Annotated in this window: 16 protein-coding genes; 4 read left to right on the top strand and 12 right to left on the bottom strand. The window is 68.7% G+C overall.

The genetic code is table 11. The features are described from left to right. Position 1: 1 nt before the first annotated feature. From C1I92_RS04495 to C1I92_RS04485, 3 genes are read right to left on the bottom strand one after another with little or no spacing between them, the layout of a single operon-like run. Complete coding sequence (locus C1I92_RS04495; RefSeq protein ID WP_111253470.1) at positions 2-907, bottom strand: shikimate dehydrogenase; 906 nt, start codon at positions 905-907, stop codon at positions 2-4. Beyond that, positions 904-2,178, bottom strand: a complete 1,275-nt coding sequence (locus C1I92_RS04490) for a TRAP transporter large permease (RefSeq protein WP_111253469.1) — start codon at positions 2,176-2,178, stop codon at positions 904-906. The genes C1I92_RS04495 and C1I92_RS04490 overlap by 4 nt, the downstream gene beginning before the upstream one ends. Then, positions 2,175-2,750, bottom strand: a complete 576-nt coding sequence (locus tag C1I92_RS04485) for a TRAP transporter small permease (protein WP_158563988.1) — start codon at positions 2,748-2,750, stop codon at positions 2,175-2,177. The genes C1I92_RS04490 and C1I92_RS04485 overlap by 4 nt, the downstream gene beginning before the upstream one ends. A gap of 75 nt (positions 2,751-2,825) precedes the next feature. On the opposite strand from C1I92_RS04485, the gene C1I92_RS04480 reads away from it, so the two are divergent. Next, positions 2,826-3,815, top strand: a complete 990-nt coding sequence (locus tag C1I92_RS04480; RefSeq protein WP_111253467.1) for a LacI family DNA-binding transcriptional regulator — start codon at positions 2,826-2,828, stop codon at positions 3,813-3,815. Positions 3,816-3,847: 32 nt separating this feature from the next. Here the strand turns inward: C1I92_RS04480 and C1I92_RS04475 are convergent, their stop codons facing one another. From C1I92_RS04475 to C1I92_RS04460, 4 genes are all read right to left on the bottom strand, one after another. Then, positions 3,848-5,275, bottom strand: a complete 1,428-nt coding sequence (locus tag C1I92_RS04475) for an MBL fold metallo-hydrolase (RefSeq protein ID WP_111253466.1) — start codon at positions 5,273-5,275, stop codon at positions 3,848-3,850. Between the two features lie 33 nt (positions 5,276-5,308). Then, complete coding sequence (locus tag C1I92_RS04470) at positions 5,309-7,312, bottom strand: alpha/beta hydrolase family protein (protein ID WP_111253465.1); 2,004 nt, start codon at positions 7,310-7,312, stop codon at positions 5,309-5,311. 291 nt (positions 7,313-7,603) lie between these two features. Further along, a complete protein-coding gene (locus tag C1I92_RS04465) occupies positions 7,604-10,339 on the bottom strand; it encodes a TIM barrel protein (RefSeq protein WP_158563986.1) in 2,736 nt (911 codons plus the stop codon). 45 nt (positions 10,340-10,384) lie between these two features. Then, the gene (locus C1I92_RS04460; RefSeq protein ID WP_111253464.1) at positions 10,385-11,875 is read right to left on the bottom strand and encodes an aldehyde dehydrogenase family protein; all 1,491 of its coding nucleotides are present in this window, start codon (positions 11,873-11,875) and stop codon (positions 10,385-10,387) included. A 169-nt stretch (positions 11,876-12,044) separates the two neighbouring features. Here C1I92_RS04460 and C1I92_RS04455 point away from each other — a divergent pair, with 169 nt between their 5' ends. Both C1I92_RS04455 and C1I92_RS04450 read left to right on the top strand, forming a co-directional pair. Further along, the gene (locus C1I92_RS04455; RefSeq protein WP_111253463.1) at positions 12,045-13,241 is read left to right on the top strand and encodes a CaiB/BaiF CoA transferase family protein; all 1,197 of its coding nucleotides are present in this window, start codon (positions 12,045-12,047) and stop codon (positions 13,239-13,241) included. Continuing rightward, the gene (locus C1I92_RS04450) at positions 13,238-14,074 is read left to right on the top strand and encodes a citryl-CoA lyase (RefSeq protein ID WP_111253462.1); all 837 of its coding nucleotides are present in this window, start codon (positions 13,238-13,240) and stop codon (positions 14,072-14,074) included. Before C1I92_RS04455 ends, C1I92_RS04450 begins: the two co-directional genes overlap by 4 nt. Here C1I92_RS04450 and C1I92_RS04445 read toward each other — a convergent pair. The 3 genes from C1I92_RS04445 to C1I92_RS04435 all read right to left on the bottom strand — a co-directional run bounded on the left by C1I92_RS04445 (position 14,071) and on the right by C1I92_RS04435 (position 17,680). Beyond that, the gene (locus C1I92_RS04445) at positions 14,071-14,826 is read right to left on the bottom strand and encodes an SDR family NAD(P)-dependent oxidoreductase (protein WP_111253461.1); all 756 of its coding nucleotides are present in this window, start codon (positions 14,824-14,826) and stop codon (positions 14,071-14,073) included. The two genes, C1I92_RS04450 and C1I92_RS04445, sit on opposite strands and share 4 nt — an antisense overlap. An 11-nt stretch (positions 14,827-14,837) precedes the next feature. Beyond that, positions 14,838-15,842: a DctP family TRAP transporter solute-binding subunit gene (locus C1I92_RS04440; RefSeq protein WP_199520950.1), complete on the bottom strand. Its 1,005-nt coding sequence runs from the start codon at positions 15,840-15,842 to the stop codon at positions 14,838-14,840. A gap of 71 nt (positions 15,843-15,913) precedes the next feature. Next, positions 15,914-17,680, bottom strand: coding sequence for a thiamine pyrophosphate-binding protein (locus C1I92_RS04435; RefSeq protein WP_199520949.1), 1,767 nt, complete (start codon positions 17,678-17,680; stop codon positions 15,914-15,916). 309 nt (positions 17,681-17,989) lie between these two features. Between C1I92_RS04435 and C1I92_RS04430 the strand changes: the two genes are divergently transcribed. After that, positions 17,990-18,802: an IclR family transcriptional regulator gene (locus tag C1I92_RS04430; protein ID WP_199520948.1), complete on the top strand. Its 813-nt coding sequence runs from the start codon at positions 17,990-17,992 to the stop codon at positions 18,800-18,802. Positions 18,803-18,853: 51 nt separating this feature from the next. On the opposite strand, the gene C1I92_RS04425 is transcribed toward C1I92_RS04430, so the two are convergent. Together C1I92_RS04425 and C1I92_RS04420 are read right to left on the bottom strand one after the other, a co-directional pair. Further along, positions 18,854-21,520 (bottom strand): outer membrane protein assembly factor BamB family protein, encoded by a 2,667-nt coding sequence (locus tag C1I92_RS04425; RefSeq protein ID WP_158563984.1) that lies wholly within the window; start codon positions 21,518-21,520, stop codon positions 18,854-18,856. Positions 21,521-21,587: 67 nt separating this feature from the next. Next, positions 21,588-22,682, bottom strand: coding sequence for a ThuA domain-containing protein (locus tag C1I92_RS04420; protein WP_111253458.1), 1,095 nt, complete (start codon positions 22,680-22,682; stop codon positions 21,588-21,590). Between the last annotated feature and the right edge of the window lie 198 nt (positions 22,683-22,880).

The following is a 22,880-nucleotide window of genomic DNA, read 5'->3' as shown; positions in this document are numbered from 1 at the left end:
TCTAGGGCTTCCTCTCGTCACTGAGCTCCTGATGTAGGTGCGCGTTCTCGACCTCGGCGGCGATCAGGTCATCGAGGTCGCCGAACATCGCCTCTCGATGCGCCGGCTGTCCGGTGATCAGCTCGAACGCGTCCGCGGCCTGGTGAACGGCCATGCCCGCCCCGGTCAGGGTGCGGCAGCCGATCCGTTGCGCGTGCTGGAGCAGCGCGGTCATGACGGGGCGGTAGACGATGTCGGCCACCCACAGGCCCGGGTGCAGCAGTTCCGGCCGGACCGGGCTGCCCGGGTGGCCGGCCATGCCCACCGGCGAGGCGTTGACGACGCCGGTCGCGGTCGCCAGGACGTCCGGCAGCGCGTCGGCGGTCAGCGGCTCCAGGACGATGCCGGCGCCACCGAGGGAGGCGGTCAGGGCCCCCACGCGCGACGTGTCGGGGTCGGCGATCGCGAGGTTCCGGACGCCGAGACGCACGAGGGCGTGCGCCACCGCGGTGCCGGCGCCGCCGGCGCCGAGCAGGACGACGCGGCCCAGGTCGGCGTCGGGCAGCCCCTGGGCGAACGCGCTGGCGAACCCGGTGACGTCGGTGTTGTGGCCGACGGTCGCGCCGTCGGTGATGAGGATGGTGTTGAGCGCGCCGATCGCGGCCACATCCGGCGTCACGTCGTCGACCAGCGGGACCATCGCCTGCTTGACCGGGTGGGTGACGTTGAGCCCGTCGAAGCCCAGCGCGATGGCGTGCCGGAGCAGCTGCTCCAGGCGGTCAGGGGACAGCTGGGCGTCGGCGAGGTCGATGACCTTGTAGACGTAGCGCAGGCCGTGCCGCTGCGCCTCGCGCTCGTGCAGCTCCGGGGTCAGCGACGGCTTCACGCCCTGCCCGAACAGCCCGGCCAGCACCGACCGCCCGGTCACAGGCCCAGCTCCCGCGGCAGGTACAGGATCGCGTCGGGCCAGAAGATGATCGCCAGGCACAGCAGGACGAACGGGACGAGGAACGGCAACGAGCCCCAGAACACCTCCGACATCCGCGCCTTCGTGATGGCCTGGAGGACGAAGATGACGGTGCCGACCGGTGGTGTCAGAAGGCCGATCATCTGCGACAGGATCATGAGGACGCCCAGCGCGATCGGGTCGACGCCGTAGACCTCGCTGAGCGGCAGCAGGATCGGGACGGTCAGCGTCAGGACGGCGACGGCGTCCAGCGCGGTGCCCAGGACGAACGACAGCAGGAGCACCAGCAGCAGGAACACCGTCGGGTCGGTCGTCAGGCCCAGCACCCACTCGGAGATCTGCTGCGGCACCTGCTCGCGGGCGAAGATGTAGCCGAGCAGGTTCGCCGACGCCACGATGAGCATGACGGCGCCGGTCGTCAGCACCGCCTCGGTGAGCACCTTCGGCAGGTCGCGCAGCCGCAGCGTCCGGTACGCGAAGCCGAGCACGGCCATGTAGGCGGCGCCGACCGCCGCCGCCTCGGTCGGCGTGAAGATCCCGCCGAGGATGCCGCCGATGATGACCACCGGCGCGCCGAGCGGTGCGATGACCCGCACGCCGGTCTCGCGGACCCGCGCCCAGCTGAACTCCAGCCGCTGGATGTTGGGGTCGCGGCGCACCAGCAGGAAGACGACGACGCACAGGCCCAGCGCCATCAGCAGCGCGGGCACGACGGAGGCCGCGAACAGCGCGCCGGTCGACACCGCGGCCAGTCCCGCGTAGATGACGGCCGGGATGCTCGGCGGCATGACGGGGGCGATCAGCGACGCCGACCCGGTGACCCCGAGCGCGAACCGCTTGGAGTACCCGGCCCGGAGCATGGCCGGGATCTGCACCTTGCCCAGCGCCGCCGCGTCGGCGACGGCCGAGCCGCTCATCCAGGAGAACCCCACGGCTGTCCCGACGCTGACGTAGCCCAGGCTCCCCCGCACCCGGCCGAGCAGCGCCAGCGCGAAGTCGAACAGCCGCGTGGCGATGCCGGCGTGGTTGGCCAGACAGCCGAGCAGGATGAACAGCGGCACGGCGAGCAACGGGAAGCTCGCCGTGGACTGGGCCACCAGGCGCAGCGCGTGCCCCGTCGAGTGGTCCGACAGGACCATGTACAGCAGCGACGGGCCGATGAACGCGAACGCGACCGGCACCCGGATGATCAGCAGCAGCGTGATGAGCAGGCAGAGGACGAGGACGCTCATTCGGCCATCACGTCCAGGTCGTCGTACTGCGGTGCCGGTGCGCCGTTGAGCCCGTAGTCGACGGCCGCCACGAGGGCGCGCAGCGTGGTGCTGACGAAGCCGATCAGCGAGATGCCGTAGAGCCACGACATCGGCATCCCCATCGCCGGCGACTTCAGGATGCCCTGGTCCTCCACCAGCGCCAGCGCCTCGGCCGTCAGCCCGACGCCGACCGCGGCGACGATCAGGCACGAGACGACCCGCACGATCCGCCGCACGACCGGGCTGCCGACGCCGTCGATCATCTCGATCGAGATGTGCGAGTCCCTGGTCACCAGCACGCCGGCGACCACGAACGTCAGCCAGACCAGGCAGAACCGGGCCAGCTCGCCGGTCCACGGCCAGCCGTCCAGCGGCAGGTACCGCTGCAGCGTCTGGACCAGGAGCAGGACGAAGATGATCACCAGCGCGAGCGCGCCGATCCCCAGCTCGATGGCGGTGAGCACGCGGATCGGCCGCGCCGTCCAGGCCGGCAGAGCCCTGCGTTTCGGCGTCGAGGTCGTGGGCCCCGTGTCCCGTGTGGCGGCTGTCACAGCACGCAACCTAGGGATCGGCCGCAACAGACGACAAGGGGTTGCCATCAGGTTGCCACAAGGTTACGTTGCCTCATGCCCCGGCCCACGATCTACGACGTGGCCGCCGCCGCCGGCGTCGCCACCTCGACCGTGTCCCGCGCCTTCTCCAGCCCGAACCGGGTCAACGCCCGCACCCGCGAGCACATCTTCTCCATCGCCGCCGACCTGGGCTATCGGCCCAACCCGCACGCCCGTGCCCTGTTGTCGGGCCGGCACCACACCGTGGCGATGGTGGTCTCCGACATCACCAACCCGCACTACTTCGAGCTGATCCGCGGCGCCGAGCTGCGGGCCAGGGCGTCGGAGTACACGCTGGTCCTGGTCAACGCGGAGGAGTCGCCGCGGGTGGAGTACGACCAGATCCAGCGCCTGGTCCCGTCCGTCGACGGCTTCGTCCTGGGCGCCAGCCGGCTGCCGGACGAGAACCTGGTCCAGATCGCCGGGCAGCGTCCGGTCGTGCTGATGAGCCGCGAGCTGTCCCGCCTGCCCAGCGTCGTCCTCGAGCACACCCAGGGCTGCCACCAGATCGTCGAGCACCTGGCCTCGTTCGGCCACCAGCACCTGGTCTACCTGGCCGGACCCCGCAACTCCTGGATGGCCACCACCCGCTGGTCCGCGCTGAAGTCGGCCGGCGAGGAGCTCGGCCTGCGGGTCGACCGGATCGGGCCGTTCACACCCAAGGCGTCACACGGAGCCGCCGCGGCGGACGGCGCGATCCGCACCGGCGCGACCGCGATCGTGGCGCACAACGATCTGCTGGCCATCGGCGTGATGCGCCGCCTGGCGCAGCGCTCGGTCCGGGTCCCGCAGGACGTCAGCGTCGTCGGCTTCGACAACATCTTCGCCGCCGACCTCTGCACGCCGGGCCTGACGACGCTCGGCGGCGCGCACGCCGACGTCGGACGCGTGGCGGTCGACATCCTGCTCCAGGCCACCGGGCCGCTGCAGCCCAGCGGCGCGTCGCCCCAGGTCGCCCTACCCACCGAGCTCGTCGTCAGGGAGTCCACCGGCGCCCGTGCCTGACGAAGAGCTGGTGGGGCCTGCTGGTCGGCCGGTCAGCTGCAATCGTCGTCGACGCTGCCGTCGAGGTGGCCGGCGTCCGCAACGTCGGTCCCGCCGCGGGCACGACCACGAACGTCCTCGGCGTAGGGGAATCGGTCGAAGTGCCTGAGCTGGGCCCGCCTGCGCTGGTGCGTCGCCGGGTCGGGCTTCGACACGTCGAAGACGAGCGGCTTGAGATAGTCGGCCGGGTCGAGGGTCCACCTGATGTCCGGCCACTCAGTCTCGGGGACGCTCATGTTGCGAAGCTGTTCGAGGTAGATGGCGTAGTGCACCAGCGACTTCGTCTCCCCGACGTCCGAACCGCCGGTGGTCTGGTGATTGGGGACGAAGATGCGCGGCCGCAGTGCCTGCTGATAGTCGATGAGGTCGCGCAGGCCGTTGTTGGTGAAGTTCGCCGTCCCGACCGCTGAGGAGTAGAAGTCGACCGGAGCCATCACGGTCAGGATGTCGGTGAGCCGCTTCCCGTCGGCGGGGGTGCCGTCCGCCCATGCCGATCCTTTGCCCTCCCTGAGCGCACCGATGGTGTCCTGCCAAGCGAGCGAGAGGTTCGAGCCGTTGCGCAGCGTGATGGCGTAGAACATGGCGACCGCCCCGCCGGCGCTTCCGATCGTGCGCAGGTTCAGCTGCCCGGGACGCGGCGGATTGGAGGGCCGGAGCGGGACACCGGCCGGGAACAGTGCGGCATCCCGCGGGTCCACCGGCAGGACGCCGGTCTCGGGAATGAGGGAGTTACGGGGATAGGTCGGGTCATAGGGCGTCGCGATGGAGTGCAGGTGCCGGAACGCGACCACCTGGGCGAAGGGCTCGAGGAAGTTGAGCCGCAGGATCTGCGTCCCAGGCGTGGAACCCGTCGTGGTCACCGGCACCAGGTCGAGGGCGGCATCGCGCGGGAAGCGGGCAACCGGATCGTTCTGGATCACCGGGTCGTTGCTCATTCGCTCGAAGTCGCTGCGCATCACGCCGCAGGTCTCCTCGGACGCATAGAGCGTCGCACCGGTCTTGGCCGCGAGGTACGCGGCGTTCTCCGCGTGGTCGGAGTGCCCGTGACCGATCAGGATCGCGGACGGGGCCACGTCGACGAGGTCCTTGATGACGAATGGAGTTCGTCCCGGAGTGACCTCGAGACGCGTGATGAAGGTGTCGAGGAGGACCACTCGTCCGGCCACCGCGACAGCGAAGCTGGAATTGGTGATCCACGAAACGATGACGCGGTCGCGTGGAAGCAGGCCGGTTCCGGCATCGACATTCTCGACACCGAACATCAGTCTCCGGGCGGCGATGGTCTCGGGTCGTCGGGCGCTGGCGCTCTCGGCGGCGGTGAGGTCATCGCCGCCGAGAGCATTCGCCGGAGTGCTGGTGAGGCCGATGGTGGCGGCGGCGCCCGCGGCGGCACCCGAGGTGATGAATGTGCGACGTTTCATGTGACGACTCCTCTGCTCATCTGGGCTCGGCCGTTACTTGAGGATTCGTACGGTCGTCGTGGCGGTGAACGGGTTGACCATGCCGTCACGCTCCACCCGTCCGGTGGCAGATATGGTCACCGCATCGCCGGCGGGCAGCATCGACAGATCGCTCCTTCTGAACGTCGCCACGACCGACCGTCCGTCGGTCGACGACCTGACCGACACTGGTGCTACGCCCTGCAACCGAATGCTGCTGATGTTCCACGACGACAGATCGCCGATGTCGGCGGTGAGCACCACCCTCGCCTCCCCCGACGTCGCGCGGAGGTTCAGCACGCGGGGATCCACCCGCATCGCGACCAGCGGACTCGTCACCGCCTGCACGAGGCTGCCCTCGTAGTGGAGGTTGCCGGCGCCGTCCTTGCTCCACTTCGAGAACCATTCCTCCCACGCCGTCCAGTTGGTATCGACGCCGACGTTGTGGTTTCGCGCCGCCGTGATGCCATACATGTACAGCGGGATGCCCTGGTCGTTGTTCCAGCGCCACAACGTCGTTCTCTCCAACAGGCCCACGCCGGCCTGTTCGGAGTCGGGGTCGTCCACGTGTCCGACGTCGTTCCGGTCGAGCCAGTACGACACGAGGTCCCTGCGGCCCCCGGGATTCGTCAGGTAGGGGTTGCCGTTCTCGTTCTCGGCCATGTTCAGATACATGGGCACGACCGAGGTGGCGGAGGCAGGAACGGGATCGGAGCTCGCGCCGTTGCCCGCGATGGCGGTGAAGTACTCGGGCATCCGGTAGGCCATGCCGTGGTCGAACATCGAGCCGTTGGAGTGGCCGAAGGCGAACCGACGGCCTGGATCGGTGTCGTAGTCTGCGTCGATGACGGCGGTCAGTTGCCTGATGAACTCGAAATCGTCGGCCTTGGCATCCAAGTTGCCGTTCGTGTAGTTCCACCTCAGCTCGAGCGGCGTGTACGGAGGGCCGGAGTACTGCGAGCACGGCACGACGACGATGAAGCCGTACGCGTCGGCTATCTCCCACCAGCGCGTGATGTCGAAGAACAAGGTGCAGGGCTGGCTGCCACCCGGGAACACGTACACCACCGGAGCACCGTCAGGATTGACCGTCCTCGAGTTCTGCGGCTCGTAGACCAGGTACTCGCGGTTCCAGACCTGGCCGTCGGCCTCGGTGACGATCAGGCTCTTGACGTCGACGCCGAGTTCTTCGTAGTCGGGTCTCGTACCCAACGCGTTACCGAAGACGGTCGTGTTGTCGTACCGGGTGTAGAAGGCCAGGAACTGGTGGACCTGCCGGGTGAACTGCTTGTCGTCGTACGCGACGTGCCGTTCGAGCAGAGCCACTTTGGACACCGGCTCGCTGTAGGCCGTGGGCAACCGCGCGGAGTCCTCCCTCTGGTGATACACCTCTCCGTAGGCCTCGTGCGCTGCGGACGGCACGACGTCGTTGGCGTGTTTCCAGTAGGCGAGGAGATCGGCCACGTTCGAGCCGTCGTGGTTCACGAACCAGACCGGAACGGGCACCTCCCGGTACGGCACGGAGGTGAAACGTGGATCCATTCCGGTGTCCGTGAAGCTCGGCGTGAAGGTGAACTCCTGGGCGCCGATCTGTTCGAGATCGCCGAGATCGGTGGTGTCGATGAACACCGCGCTGGTCACGGACAGCGGATTGTTGGCGACATAGTCCTGCAGCGCCGTACCGCCCGATCCGTATCCGGCTATGTAGTGGACGCCATGCGTGGAATAGAACCTCCTCGCCTCCATGATCTCGAGGGCCTCGGTGATGTAGGCCGACTCGGCGGCGACATCGCCCCACTGTCCGGTGGACTGATCGGGCTCGAGGACGAAAAGACCCTCGGCGCGCCCGTCGGCGATGTCGATCCATCCGCTCTCGTCGAGGAAGTCCTCGGTGTTCCAGCCGTCCGGGACGCTCACGATGGTGAAGTAGCCACGGATCGGCATTCCCTCGGGGATGTACACCTTGGTCGTCCGGGCGGCACCGTTCACCGTGACCTGTTCGACGTAATAGCCGGTCACCGGAAGCTCATTTCCCAAGGTGGTGTCAATGGGAGGTGGAGTCGGCCCGGTATATGGCTGCGGAGCGAGCTGGGCGAAAGCCGTACCGGCTCCGGCGAGCGAAAGCGCGGCCACCCACGCCAAGACCGTGGACTTCCGGAAGATTCTCACAGAGCGCCTCCCAGCACTCGATCTTGCGGGGAATCCACTGCGGCGATTCCGCCGGTGATGTGTTCCTGACCGTAAGAGCGTCGACAGGCAGCAGACAACGGGTTGCCAGCATGTTGCCAAACCATTTCGGCTCGGACGCGGTCACGCAGTCCGGGCCTGGTCGCCGGGGGCTCGGCGGCTCGGCGGATGAACCGAGTCGAGGTGACGGCGGGCGGCAGTGATCGCGAGCCGGGCGTGCTCTTTCGCGCCCACCTGGGCGACGAGAGTGGCCCGCGGGATCTCCAGGGCGTAGGGGATCCCGCTCGGCAGGGCCGAGAGGATCCCCCGGGTGTCGATGCCGCCCTCCCCCGGAAACAGTCGCTCGAAGCGCGCGGTGTGAATGAGTCCCTCGGTCGTGGGCGGCACCTCGGCCGGCGCGTCGCACACGTGGGCGAAGTGGAACCACTCCGGTGGCAGCTGTCGCAGCTCGGTGACGTCGGAGTCGGAGCGGGCGAAGTGCAGCAGGTCGATGAGCATCCCCGCATTGGGCTGGCCGGCCGCTCGCAGGACGCGCGTGGCTTCGCCGAGGTCGGGTGTCTCGGTCCAGGACGGGAACTCGAGATCTATGGTCAGGCCGAGTGGCCGCGCCAGCTGGCACAGCTCGGCGAATCGATCGGTCTTGCGCGAGAAGTCCGCGTCCGGCAGCTGCGTGATGACGTGACGGGCTCCGAGCTCGGCGCCGGCTTCCAGGAAGCGCAGGTAGTCGCGCGGGTTGTCGCCGGACGTGATCCGCGCGAGCTCGACGTCCAGGACCTCGACCCCGGTGGCTGCGAGGTGGGTCTTGGTGGCCCGCATGAGCGCGGGGTCGTACGTCAGGGGGTAGTGCGGTTCCTCCATGGTGACCTTCGTCATCCGCAGACCCACGTACCGGTAGCCGGCCGCCGCGGCAGCATCCACCAGCTCCGGCGGCGACAAGCTCAGCGCGGTCAGGTGCGCGAGCGAGTAGTCATGGCGATGGTCGGTTCGGGAGTCGGCCGGTGCGCTGGCCAGCATCCGCAGCCGCTGGCGTCGGTGCGCGGCCATGCGCAGCGGAACGCTGTTCGTGGCACCGTACGCCGAGTATCCGTCGATGCGCTGCACGACCTCGAAGAACACGCGCGAGCCCAGCATCTCGGTGAAGAAGTGAAGATACTCGCCACGCCCGTCGCGGTCGTACAGGATCGAGTGCTCGCGCATCGTGGCCAGCAGGTCGGCCGGCAACGCCACGCGTGCGTCGAGATCGTCGTAGTAGTTGCTGGGGATCTCCAATACCGGCGCGTCGAGCTCGTGCATGAACCTCGCGCACGCGATCACATCGTCGGTGGCGAAGGCGACGTGCTGAGGGCTCGGCACCGCGGGCGCCCAGTCACCGCGGCGCAGCGGGGCCGTGCTGAAGGTGATCCGTACGCGGTCGCCAGGATCCGCGCCCGACCAACTCCGGATCAACCCGAACGGAGCCGTGATCTCGGCAGCTTCTCCCGGCAGCAGCCCCAGCACGGAACGGTAGAAGAGCGCGGCCTGGTCGAAGTCGTCGATCGACGCGGTGAGGGACACGTGGTCGATGTCGGTCAGTAGCTCGGGCGTGCGCGGCGACGTCCCGGTCGGAGCGAAGTCGTCGAGCCAACCGCCCTCCTCCCCGGTCTCGCAGAAGAACAACGCGGTACCGTCAGGGGCGGCCACGCAGGGCAGATCGGTCTCGTCCGGCCGGCGAGCCCGGGGCAGCTTCGGCGCCAGCAGCCGTTCCGCTCGCCGGCCTGACCCCATGGCATCAGAGCTCTCGACAGCCAGAGCACAGATCGAAGCGGTCGTGGGAGCGATCGACCGTTGTGGTGCGAGGTTCAGCAGGATCCGCGCGCGGCCCTGCTGCCACAGCTGGACCGGCTTGGAGCGATGCTGCCCGGTGTGGGTGAATCCGAGCGCGGTGAGCGTGCGCGCCACCAGCGGCGCGGAGACGTCGTCGACGGCGAACTCGGCGAACGCGAACCCGCCGAGAGGCGGCGCCGGCGGCAGACCTGCAGCGGTGAGGTATCCGGGGGTCGCGGCCCCGCCGGGGGTGCCCACAGCCTCCGTCAGCGCGAGCATCGAGCGCATCGCATCGGTCGCCGCGTGCCTGGGATCTTCCTGCTGGTAGACGTCGTTGAACACCTCCAGCGCCATCGGACCCGCATAGCCGGTGGCCAGGATCTGGCTGACGAAGCCTTCGAGATCGAGCGACCCTTGGCCCGGGAACATCCGGTAATGCAGGCTCCACTCGCGGATGTCCATGTTCGGTCGCGGCGCATCGGCGAGTTGGACGTGGAACAGCTTGGAGCCGGCCAGTTGGTCGAGTTGGGCGACGTCGATGCCCGCGGACAGCACGTGGAAACTGTCGAGGCACAGCCCGAGCGCGGGGTGGTCGGCTCGCTGGACGATGCGCCACGCGTGATCGTGCGTGCGTACGCGTCCCCACGGGACGGCTTCGTACGCGAGCCGCAGGCCACGCCGTTCGGCGCGGCCCGCCAGCGCGTGCAGTTGCTCCGCGGCGAGGTCGTCGTCATCGACCCCGGCCGGCGAGGTCGACGAGCAGACGACCATGACGTTCGCGCCGAGGTCCTCGAGCACGTCGAACTTCCGCTCGGCGTGACGCAGGCCGGCCTCGAACACATCGGGCGCGACGGCCTCGACGTGGAACGGCTGATACACCTCGACCGACAGGCCGAGGCCGGCGGCCTCGTCGCGCACACGGCGGGGAGACGACGGTGACATGACGAGGTCGTACTCGAGCAGCTCCACCCCGTGGAAGCCGGCCGCCGCAGCGGCGCGCAGCTTGTCCTCGAGGGTGCCGGACAGACACACGGTCGAGATGGCGAGGCGGGGCATGAGCACACTCCTCTTCGCGCGCGGACGACGGTCAGGACTGCGACGTCACCTCGTCCCCCAGATCGACATGCCACGGAGGAGGAGGGTCTTGGTCACCGTGTAGTCGTCGATCATCCAGCGAGGTGACTCGCGGCCGATCCCGGAGTCCTTGACGCCGCCGAACGGCACGTGATCGAGCCGGAAGTTGGACGTCCCGTTGACGACCAGCCCGCCGACCTCGAGGCGGCGCCACGCGTCGAAGACCCGCGCGATGTTCTGGGTGAACAGCCCTGCCTGCAGGCCGTAGCGACTCTGATTGCAGAGTTCGACGACCTCGTCGAAGCTGTCGTACCGCAGGACGACGACCACCGCTCCGAAGGCCTCCTCGACGACGACGGTCGACGCCGGGTCTGGTTCGGAGACGACGGTGGGCGCCAGGATGGCGCCGTCACGCGTCCCGCCGCAGGTCACCGTCGCCCCGCCTGCCTCGGCCTCCTTGACCCACCGCTCCAGGCGTGACGCGGCTTCGTCGTCGACCATGCTCCCGACATCCGTCGCGTCGTCGAGCGGATCACCCACCCGGAGCCCGCGGACCGCGCTGGTCAACGCGTCGGTGAACCGGTCGATGACCGACGTGTGGACGTAGACGCGCTGCACCGAGATACAACTCTGCCCGGAGTTGCTGAAGCCGGTCGCGGCGGCCATGGCGGCCGCGGCCTCGATGTCGGCGTCTTCGCACACAATGGTCGCCGCATTGCCCCCGAGCTCGAGAACGAGGCGCTTCGGCCCGGCGGCTCTGGCCACAGCGGCACCCGTCGCGGCGCCGCCGGTGAAGCTGACGGCGGACACGACAGAGGACTCGCACAACCGGCTCCCCACCTCGGCGCCGCCGTGGACGAGCTGCACGGCCTCCGGCGGCATGCCTGCGTCGAGCAGAACCTGGACGAGCCGGACGGAGACCGCCGGCGCCTGCGGCGGTGGCTTCACGATCGTCGTGTTGCCGGCGGCGAACGATGCCGCGAGCTTGTGGGCGAGCAGGTTGGCCGGAGCGTTGAACGGTGTGATCGCCACCACGACGCCGACCGGTGCCCGGTACGTCATGGCGGTCGTCCCCACGCCTCGCTGCCAGCCCGCCGTCGGCAGCACCTCTCCCCCGATGCGGCGCGCTTCGGCGGCGGAGACGCGGAAGGTATCGGTGACCCGGACCATCTCGCCGCGGCCATCCTTGACCGGCTTGCCGAGTTCCAGCGCGAGCAGGCGAGCGAACTCGTCACGCTGACGATCGACGAGGTCGGCGGCTCGTTCGAGCACGTCGGCGCGAGCAGCGGGAGACAGTCGTTCCACACTGGCCCGCGCCTGCGCCGCATAGACCAGAGCCTCGTCGACCATGGCCGAATCGGCGACGTGCGCGACGCTGACGAGGCGGCGAGCGTGGGGGCCGATGCGTTCGGCGCGATTCGTGCTCGTGCGCCATTGGCCAGCGATGAGACATCGAGCGTCGACGACTGCCGAGCCGCCTCCCGTGGATGGACCGGTTGCCGCCGTCATGCCGGGCATGTCACCATCTCCAGACCACCTAGTGGATTGCGTAGACCGCAGTACGGACCAAATGCTAGCGTAAGAACACCCTTCCACGGGAGTGGACGGACGTCGCGGAGCTCCCGCTGCATGCTCCGGCCGGCATGGCTCGACCGGGAGCCCGCTCAACGCTGGAGGAGACTGCTCGATGAGAGATGGCCCATTGACCGGGACGCGGGTCCTCGATCTGACCAATGTCCTGGCCGGACCGTACTGCAGCTACCAGCTCGCGCTGCTCGGCGCAGAAGTGATCAAGGTCGAGGCGCCAGGAAGCGGCGATCTGGCCCGCCAGCTCGGGGCGGACGCCGAGCTGAACGCCGTCGGTCTGGGGACGTCCTTCCTGGCCCAGAACGCGGGCAAGAAGTCCGTCGTCGTCGACCTCAAGAGCGACGACGGCAGGGCCGCCTTCACCACGTTGGTGGAGGGTGCGGACGTGCTCGTCGAGAACTTCCGGCCCGGTGTGCTCACCAAGCTGGGCTTCTCGTGGACCGAGCTCCGGGAGATCAATCCGGGCCTGGTCTACTGCGCCATCTCTGGTTTCGGGCAGACCGGCCCGATGAGTCAGCGACCGGCGTACGACCAGATCATCCAGGGTCTGTCGGGCATGATGAGCATCACCGGGACCCGCGACACGGCGCCGCTACGCGTCGGATTCCCGATCTGCGACACCATCGGCGGCCTGACCGCCGCGATGGCGATCAACGCGGCGCTCACCGGCCGCGCGCGGACCGGTGAGGGCAGCTTCATCGACGTGTCCATGCTGGAGGCCTCCCTGTCCGCGATGGGGTGGGCGGTGTCGAACTACCTCATCAGCGGGCTGCTGACCGAACCCATGGGCGATCAGAACGCCACGGCGGCGCCGTCGGGCACCTTCGGGGCCGCCGACGGACCTCTCAACATCGCCGCCAACAAGCAGGAGCAGTTCGTCACCCTCTGCCGGATCATCGATCGTCTCGACCTCATCGATGACGAGCGGTTCCGCGAGCGGGAGGCCCGCAAGGTCAACCGTGAGGCACTCAACCGAGAGATCAACGCTGCTCTGCGTGCTCGGCCGGCTCTGGAGTGGGAGGAGGAGCTGTCGTCCGCGGGCGTCCCTGCCGCTCGCGTCCTCACCGTGGAACAAGCACTCGACCTGGAACAACTTGCCGATCGCGGGTTCATCGCGGAGCTTCCGATGCCCGACGGGATGCATCGCACTCTTCGCGTGGTCGGCAACGGCGCCATGGTCGACGGCCAGCCGAGCGTCCCCGTGCTGCCCCCTCCATTGCTCGGGGAACACAACCAGCAACTCCTGCCAGACGGCGGTGACCGCACCGACCACGCCGATTCGGCGGCAGCCTCATGACCGGCCGTGACGGCGGCAGCGCCGATCACGACTCCGAAGTCGCCGAGTGGTGGGCGACTGCGATCACCAGGATGGAGCCGGGGGTCCTCGAGTTCCGCGGGGAACCGGTCGCAGACGTCATCGCCCACCGCGGGCTGACGGAAGTCATCTGGTTGCTGCTCCGGTCGGGCCGCCCCACACCCGCCCAGGCGCGGCTGCTCGAGGCGGCGATGGTCGCCTCGGTCGACCACGGACCCCAGGCGCCGTCCATCGCGGCGGCGCGGATGGCCGCAACCTGCGGTGTGGGGCTCAACAGCGCTGTCGCCACCGGCATCAACATGCTCGGAGACGTGCACGGTGGAGCCGGCGAGCAGTGCCTGCTCATGCTCACCGAGGTCGTCGAGCGTGAGAGCACAGGGCAGGAGTCTGCCGACGCAGCGCGCAGCACCGTCCAGGCCTGGCGGGAGCGGACCCGGTACCTGCCCGGTTTCGGACACCGCTTCCATCCCGTCGACCCGCGCCGGGAGCCCTTGATCACACTGGTCGCCGAGGCGCGTGACCGGGGCGAGGTGTCCGGGGAGTTCCTGCGAGCCGGGCTGGCCATCGAGGCTGAGCTGGCGAACACCGCCGGCAAGAACGTCCCGATGAACGTCGACGGCCTGACCGCGATCATCTATGGCGAACTCGGGTTCGCCGCCCCGCTCGCCCGCGGCTTGTTCGTGCTCAGCCGGGCCATCGGGATTCTGGCACACGCTTGGGAAGAGCAGCAGTCCGGCCGCCGGAACAAGGGACCGATCCCGCCCTCGATCCTGCCCCTCTATCGGCCCGACGGCGGATCTACGCCAGGCTCTTAGTCCGGCACCCAACCGCCGTCGACGTCGATGATCTCGCCGGTGAGATACGACGCGTCCGGGCTGACCAGAAAGCCCACGACGGCCGCGACCTCGTCGGCGGTGCCGGAGCGGCTCAGCGGCACCTGCCCGAGCAGACGCGTTTCGACCGTGGCGTCGGTGGTGCCGCCCATGCCGGACCCGATGTAGCCGGGCGCGACCCCGTTGCAGCGGACGCCGTGCTGGGCGAGCTCGCGCGCTGCGGACACCGTGAGGTTGGCGAGCGCCGCCTTCGACGCGCAGTAGTGCGCGCCCGACGGATGGGCGGGACCGTACGTCGCCCCGTCAGGCCCCGCGGCCCCGAGCTTGGCGACCGCCGAGACCACGTTGACGATGGACGCGTTCGCGTGCGGCCGCAGCCGCGGCATCGCCTCACGCATCGTCAGAAAGCATGCGGTGACGTTCACCGCGAACACCCGCTCCCACTCCTCCAACGCGATCTCGCCGAGCGGTCGTTTCCGTCCGTTCTTCTTGGGTGACACCCCCAGGCAGTTGACGAGGACGTCCAGGTGGCCGGCGCCGGCGGCGACCTGCACCGCTTCCCGGGCCCCCTGCTCACTCGTCACGTCGGCGGCCACGTACCGGTCCGCCAGGCCGGCGACTTCTGGCGCCGGCTCGGCGAGGTCGGCGATCGCGACCGTGTAGCCGCCGGCGGCCAGCCGAGCCGTGATCGCCGCACCGATGTGCCCGGAGCCGCCCGTGACGAGTGCGCGCATCCGCCCTCTCTCTACTGAGCCAGTTCGCGGATCTGCTGGTACAGAGCGAGCTTGTCGCCTTGCAGGTTCTCGGCGAAGTACGCCTCGGCCTTGGCGCTGAACGCCTCGCGGTCGACGTCGTCGACGACGGTGACCTCGCCGGTCTCGTTCCACCCGTCGAGAATCTCCTGCTCGGTGTCCTCCAGGCACTGCCGAGTGGTGTCCCGGGCGGCGTCGAAGGACGCTTGGAGGGCCTCCTGTTGCTCCGGCGAGAGGGACTGCCAGGCGTCTTCGCTCATGATCGCCACCACGAATCCCGTCTGGTGACCGGACAGGCTGACGTGCGACTGGACCTCGCTGAAGCTCATGTCAACGATGGTCGGAATCGGGTTCTCCTGACCGTCGATCACACCTTGCTGCAGGGCGAGGTACACCTCCTCGAACGCGACCGGCGTGGCGTTGGCGCCGACTGCCTCCGCGTTCTGAAGGAACTGCGGGCTGTCCGGATAGCGCATCCGCAGGCCTTCCAGGTCATCGGGTGTCCGGATCGGCTGGTTGGCAGTGAAATGACGCATGCCGAAGAACCAGACGCCCAGCGCCCGGATGCCGGTCTTCTCGAGCATGTCCGCGGCCATGTCGTCGAAGGCCGGGCTGTCGGCGAACTCGAACAGGTGGTCCGGTCCATCGAAGACGTACGCCGCGTCCAGGGCTCCGATCGGCTCGTACAGCGACGAGATCGCCGAGCTGCCCTGGATGTCGATGTCGATGTCCCCTGCCGCCACCGAGGAGACCCGTTCGGGACCGTCCGGTCCCAGCTGGCTGCTGGGGAAGATCTGCAGATCGATGCCGCTGTCATTCGACGCGAGCTCTTCCTTCATCAGGTCGGCGCCGCACGCGTTGTGCGCATGCTCCGGGGAGTAGCTGTCCGAGAACACGAGCTCGACCGGCTCGTTACCGGACGTCCCGTCCTCCCCCGCCGCCTCAGTGGCGTCGCCGCTGTCGTCACCGCCGCACCCCGCCAGGATGAGTGCGGCCACCGCTGGGACGGCGAGGAACCTCGCCGTGATGCTGAGCCGTGTTGCCGACATACCTACCTCCATTGGTGCGGTTAGTCGAAACCCCCTGCATAGATGTCCGTGATGTTCCAGTAGCCCGGGGTCGGCACGGGTTCGTTCACCATCGGAACGTCGATGACCGCCGGTCGGCGGTTGCCCACCGCAGCGCCCAGCTGCACCCGTAGGTCCTCAGGGGCGCCGACGGTGTATCCGTCCGCCCCGCACGCCCGGCCCAACGCGGCGAAGTCCGGGCTGACGAGCTCACCATCGCGGTCGCGGAACTCGCAGCCGTAGCTGCGGCCGTAGTTCGCTGCCTGGAGGTCGGCGATCGTTCCGTGGGCTCGGTTGTTCATCACCACGAAGATCACCGGAAGATCGCGTTCGGCGGCAGTGGGAATCGCCGAGAGCTGGGCGCTCATGCCGCCATCGCCCACGAGGGCGACGACGGTCCGGTCGGGCCACCCCAGCTGCACGCCGAGGGCTGCCGCCGGCCCGAAGCCCATGGTCGATGAGCCCCCCGGGGTGATGAACCGCCCGGCCGCGGGCAGGTTGTAGCACTGGGCGACTCCGTTCTTGTTCCACCCGACGTCGGTGACGAGCACGGCGTCCTCGGGCAGCACGGCCCGCAGGTCCGCGAGGATGCGCTCGGGCCGCAGCGGCAGTTGCACGTCGTCCGCGAAGGCAGCGATCCGGTCGAACGCCTCCGAACGGCTCTCGGCGATGCGGCTACGAAGTCCGGGCCGCTGCCGGCGGTCCGGGGCCAGCTTCCTGATCGCCTCCGCGATGCCGGACAAGGCCGCACCCGCGTCGGCCACGATGCCGATCTCGACGGGATAGTTGCGGCCGACCTCCGCTGCGTCGATGTCGATCTGGATCAGCCGCGTCGGCGGGATCCGCCACGTGTACCGCGGGTCCCAGCTGCTCGCGTCGGTCTCGGCGAACCGGGTCCCGATGGCGAGCACCACGTCGGCGCCGCGGGCGTACTCGTTGGTGAACTCCAGGCCCCAGAACCCGGGCATGCCGAGCACGAGCGGATGGTCGTCGGGGAGTGTGCCCTTGGCCATCAGCGAGTGAGCGACCGGGATGTCGTAATGCTCGACGAGGTCCGCCAGCGCTGCCCGGTGCCGTCCGTGAAGTCCGCCGCCGACATAGATCAGCGGACGTTCGGCATCGGCCAGCATGCGCGCGACCCGCTCCGCGACGCCGGGCTCGAGACTCGCACCGAGTCCCGGCGCCGGGAGCGGCGGGACCGCTGACCGGTCCACGCGCCGGGAGAAGACGTCCATCGGGACGTTGAGCAGCACAGCACCCGGACGGCCCGACGTCGCCGTCCAGAAGGCCCGCTCCGCGAACCGGGTGAGGTCCTGGACCCGGTTGACGGTCCACGCGCGCTTCACGAACGGCCGGTAGATCGACGCCTGGTCGGCGTCGGCGTGCAGGTTGACCTCCTGATGCGGGTGCCGCCCGCGGTAGTACGACGGCACGTCGCCGGCGATGACGATCAGCGGCACGGAATCCATGGCCGCACTGGCCACGCCCGTGACCGCGTTCATCATGCCGGGCCCGACGTGCACGCACACCACGCCCGGCTTGCCGGTCGCACGTGCATAGCCGTCAGCCGCGTGAGCGGCCGCGGCCTCGTGCCGGAACACGACGAACTCGATGTCGCTGCGGCCAAGCGCATCGAGGAACGCGATGTTCGTGTGGCCACAGAGGCCGAACACGTACTCGACGCCGTATGCCTCGAGCTGTTCGACCAACGCCTCGGCACCAGTCGTGGCCGCGCCGTTCAGGCCTGGCTGCTCCGCGGATGTGACCACTCTCTGACCTCGCCTTCGACCCACTAGACGGTCTTACAGGTCCGTTATACGGACCCAAAGCTAAGGTGGCGGGCGACATCTTGGCAAGAGGTTGTCCGTGGAATGTCCAAACCGTTACGGAGGTTCGGCCGCATCGGACCGTCCTCCGTAGGCTGGGCTGAATGGACGGCCGCCGGCTCCGCCCCTGGACGATCGCTCCGGAGTGTCCACCTCAGCAGGACTTGGCGACCGCCTGACGGTTAAGCTATGCCGCTCAGCGGACCAGAGGGTCCTCTGCACCGCAGGTGCTGAGACGAGGAGACTGAGAGGGTGCCCCACGTGCCCACCAATGAGCAGGGCGACAGCGACTCCGGCGGCGTACGCAGCATCCAGCGTGCCGTCGAGATCATGTCGCTGCTCACCGAGCAGCGTCCGACGGTGACGATCCGCGAGATCGTCGAGACCACCGGGCTCCCGAAGACGACCGTCCTCAGGATCGTTCAAACGCTGGAGCACAGTGGCCTGCTCTCGGCCACGCAGATCGGTTACGTCGCCGGACCCGGCTTGTGGCGATGGGCCCATCTGGCCAAGAGCAGCTGGGAGCCGCCGGAGGAGACCAGGGCACTCATGCGCGACCTGGTCTCGCGTCAGCGCGAGACCGTCAACATCTACGTGGTCCACAACGTTGCGCGTGTCTGCGTCGCTCAGGAGGAGAGTCCGCTGCCGCTCAGGCACGTCGTCCACGTCGGTGACGAGCTGCCGCTGTGGGCCGGGGCATCGTCGAAGGTGCTGCTCCGCGACGCTCCGCAAGGCCTGCTCGAGCGGATCGTCGAGTCTGCTCCCGACGGCGCCGACCGTCTGCCGCCGCTGCGGGACGAGATCGCCGGCGCCGCCCGAGATGGCTACGGGGTCAGTCACGGCGAGCGCGAAGTCGGTCTGTCGGCCGTCGCCGTACCGATCCTGGGGCAGAGCAGCGAGGTCGTCGCGTCGCTCTCCTACAGCGGCCCGACGAGCAGGTTCCCGCAGGATCGGATTCCGGAGCTGATCGCGGACCTGCAAGGGGCCGCGCGGCAGCTCACCGAGCGAGGATTCGACCACCCGCTGCGATCGCCGCTGACGCAGCGTCGAGTGCGCAGTTCCTGACCGCGACAACCCGGTGGCCGGGGCGGCGGTTGCCGCCCCGGCCACGTCCACCTACTTGACGATCTCCGGCGTCGCCGTCGACGTCAGCTGGGCCTGCACGCCGTTGTGCAGGAAGTTCGCCACCAGCGTCAACGGCACCGCGTCGCCCTCGGGCACGTTGTTGTCGATGTCGGCCTTGTCGAACTGCACGATCAACCTGTTGGCGTTCGACCTTGTACTCGCAGCCGGGACCGGCGTCTCCGACAGCGGTGTCCGCAGCACGGCGTCACCGTCGAACACATAGCCGGCCGGGATGTCGAGGATCGCCGTGACCACGCCGTTCACCCCGGTGAAGATCCCCGTCCCCGCCCCGAGATTCAGCCGCGAGGGCACGAACCGCAACGCGCCCGGAACATCCTGCGGCTCCAGGTAGACCTCGATCTTGCCCGCAGGACGCGGATCGGTGCAGTCGTTGAAGAAGTACTCGCCGGCACGGTCGAAGGTGAACTCGAAGCTCTCCCCGGGGTCGAGCCGCGCGTTGAACAACCCCTCGAAGTACTGCGTCGCGCAGTGCGGCAACTCATTGGGGAACGCCGCGAAGGTTTCTCGACCCGGGTTCAGGAACGTCACCGTCGTGCCCACCGGCACGCGCAGGTGCGTCGGCTGCATGGCACGCTGCAGCGTGCTGTCCTGCTGACCGTTCGAGTCGGCGGTACGACTGCCGCGGGCCAGGTAGACCGTGTTGTCCACGTCGTCACCGTCGACCGGGCCACCTTGGACCGGCCGCCGGATCGACAGCGGAGCGGTGTCCGGCCCCTCCTGACTGCCCGACTCCGTCGTGTAGGCGCCGTCGAGCTTGAACGCCCACAGCGAGTCACCCTGCGTGACCGAGCCGCCGTACGGGTTGGTGGCACCGGCGGCGAAGACGGCAACGTACTGCTCACCGTCGACCGTGTAGGTGATCGGTGCGCCGGCGATGCCCGATCCGGTCTGGAACTCCCAGAGCACGTCGCCGGTGACGGCGTCCATCGCAAGGAGGCGGCCGTCGATCTGCCCGACGAACAGCAGGTCGCTGGCCGTGGTCAACGGTCCCTGACCGTGCGACATGTCCGTGCCCAGGTGGTTGGTCCACCGCACCTCACCTGTCGACGCGTCGTAGGCGAGGATGCCGCCGGTCTGGTACTGACCGATCGCCCGCTGGCCGTTGGCGCTGGCGCCGTTCCAGTGCGCGACCGGGTTGGTGCCGTACGGGAAGTAGACGAGGTTCGTGTTGTGGCTGTAGGAGTGGTTCGACCAGTCGCCGCCGCCGTTCTGGCTGGTCGTCGACAGGATCGGCAGATCCCACTGCGGGTCGTACATGCAGCCCTGCCGATGGTCGGTGGGATACCCGTCGGGATAGGTCAGGTAGGGCTCGTCCGCCGCGACATAGCTGTCGGGGTTGAACACCAGGTTGCCGTCCGCGTCGGGTTGATAGCCGTTGTAGTTCGGCACGGCGCGCCACGGGTGGCCGGGGATGTTCTCCGGGTCCAGCTTCTCCCAGACGAGACACTCGGGCAGCATGCGGCGCGCCGGGAACGGCTGGGTCGGAGCGTGGTGCTGTCGCGAGTCCTGAATCATCGGCTGCTCGACGACCGGGAGCACGGGCCGGCCGTTGGTCCTGTCCAGCACGAAGTGATGCCCGGACTTGCTGCCGTAGAACACCACCCGGCGCGTCTCGCCGTCGACGACGATGTCGGCCAGCGTCGGCGGGTGGACGTTGTCCATGTCCCAGACGTCGTGGTGGATCGACTGGTAGTGCCACTTGTACTCGCCGGTCTTGGCGTCGACCGCCACCATCGTGCTGGAGAACAGGTTGTCGCCCGGACGGAGTGAGCCGTTCTGCGAACTGGTGCAGCTGTCCGAGTTGCCGAACGTCATGTAGTACATGCCGAGCTCGGGATCGACCGCGCCGTGCATCCACGGCGTCGACCGGCCTTCGAACGCACAATCGGTGCCGTCCGGCAGCAGCGGGCCCCACGTGGCACCGGCATCGACCGAGTTGCCGTTGACGTCCGTGAAGACGACGCCGCGGTCCGGGCCGCCGAAGAAGTGCCAGATGTAGCTGCCGTCGCTCGCGTTCAGCGCGAAGACCGCACCACGGCTGCCGTCGTTGGTGTGCACGTAGACCACGCCGTCGTGGTAGACGGTCGCGACCTTGTCGATGTTGCCGAGCCGCGCACCGTTCGGGGCCTCCGGTTGCACCACCCAGACTTCCTCGCCGGTGTCCTTGTCGAGTGCGACCACCCGGTCGCCGTCGGCGAGGGTGTAGATCTTCCCGTCACCGATGGAGACTCCTCGGCGGGTGCCGTTCGTGCCGAACTCCTGCGGTGCCCATTTCCACTTCGCCGAACCGGTCTTGCCGTCGACGGCGATCACCTGCCCGTTCGGCGTGTCGAGGTAGATGACCCCTTCGGCCACGATGGGCGTCGTCTGCTGACCCACGTCGTCGGTCGCGGGCTCCACAGCCGAGACGTGCGTGCGCCAGGCCGGGCCGAGCCGATCGAGGTTGTGCTGGGTGATCTGCGTCAGCCCGGAGTAGTGCTGGTTGCCCAGATTGCCACCGACGGTCGGCATGTCCGCCCCGGTCGGCGCGAGGCCCTCGGGCTCGATCTGAGCGAATCCCTCGACGTCGCTGCCGCCCCCGCCGACTTCGGCAAAGGCGGACACCGACGCCAGCGACACGGCGACCCCGAGCAGCATCGACAGGGGAGCTCTTGGTTTCATGGTTCGCCTCCCAGCGAAAGAACGGCGCGTCGACTCGTCCCCGTCAGCGGCGTTTGGCCGGCGTGCAGAACGGCTCGAGACCCATGGCGGACTTGATGCCGTGGACCAGGTGCTCCTGGAACTCGGCAGCCCCCGGGAAGGCCGTGTTCTCCTCGTACGCCTCGGCACCGTGCCCGAGGGTCGTGACCCACGAACGGCCTCCGTCGTAGTACTGGCACCAGGAAACGGGATGGAAATCGCCATGCCCGGGGTGATCGCCGGCGCGTCCCGGACCTTCCGGAAGGGTCCGCTCGTCCACGATCGCGAGGAAGTTCACGTTGGTCGGGAACGGGATGAGGTTGTACCACTCGTCGCGGAACCCCCAGCGTCGCGGCAGGCCCTTGGTCGACACGTCGCGGTCATTGACGACGACGACGTCGCCGTCCTGGTTCGCGCCGTGGCTGTAGTAGTTCGCGTGGCCGAGCAGCCCTTCGTACCAGGGCCAGCCGTACTCGGTGCCGAACGCGTTGTGGATGCCGACGAAACCACCGCCGCCTTGGATGTACTTCCGCAGCGCCTCACGCGCTCCGTCCAGGCGGGTGCCTCCGGCCGCACCGGCGGCGTGGTTCCACAGCGTGTCACGAGTCGTGCTGTTGAAGATCACCGCCTTGTAGCTGCTCGACAGGCCCGCGATCGCCTGCACGTCCTCGGTGACGTGCACCTCGATGCCCTCGGCGGCGAGCATCCTGATCAACCCGTTCTGCGACCGGTTCGAGCTGTCCAGCGGGAGCGGCCACACCGCTGGGTCGTTGTGGTCGTGCGTGATCACGTACGCGCGATCCAGGCCGAGGCTCGCGTTGCTCGGGTGATCCGGATCGATCCTCCGTCCCAGGTGTGCATGCCGCGGACCCGCCGTACGGGAGTACACCAGGACCTTGTCGTCCCGCTCGGTGCCCCAGTCGCTGTAGATCCGTGGATCCACACCGCGGTAGACCCCGTACGTCGGGTCGTAGTTCTTCTCGTACCCGGACCCACCCGATGATGGACCCGGCGCCGCGGCCGGAGCAGCCGAGGCCGCCTCCGCCGCAAGGACACCCGCGGTCGCCACGGACGCGCCCGCCAGGAACCTGCGCCGCCCGATCCTCGATCTGTTCTTCATCCCGGGAACTCCCCTCTGGACGTCGTCGCAGGCAGAGCGCCCCATCCGCCGCAGCAGCCCGGTGAGCGCTGGCAGCCGCCTAGACACGCTGGTCCATCTATCGGACTTATTGAACCGCTAGATAGACCTTAGCGATGGACAAACCACCCCACAAGACTCAGCTGCGAACCGATCCCGCAATCCGTCGTTCACACAGAC

Origin of the sequence: Jiangella anatolica, assembly GCF_003236295.1 — a bacterium.
GTDB lineage: Bacteria > Actinomycetota > Actinomycetes > Jiangellales > Jiangellaceae > Jiangella > Jiangella anatolica.
The sequence above is the reverse complement of the archived record's forward strand: the minus strand, read 5'-3'. Positions and strand labels throughout refer to the sequence as shown.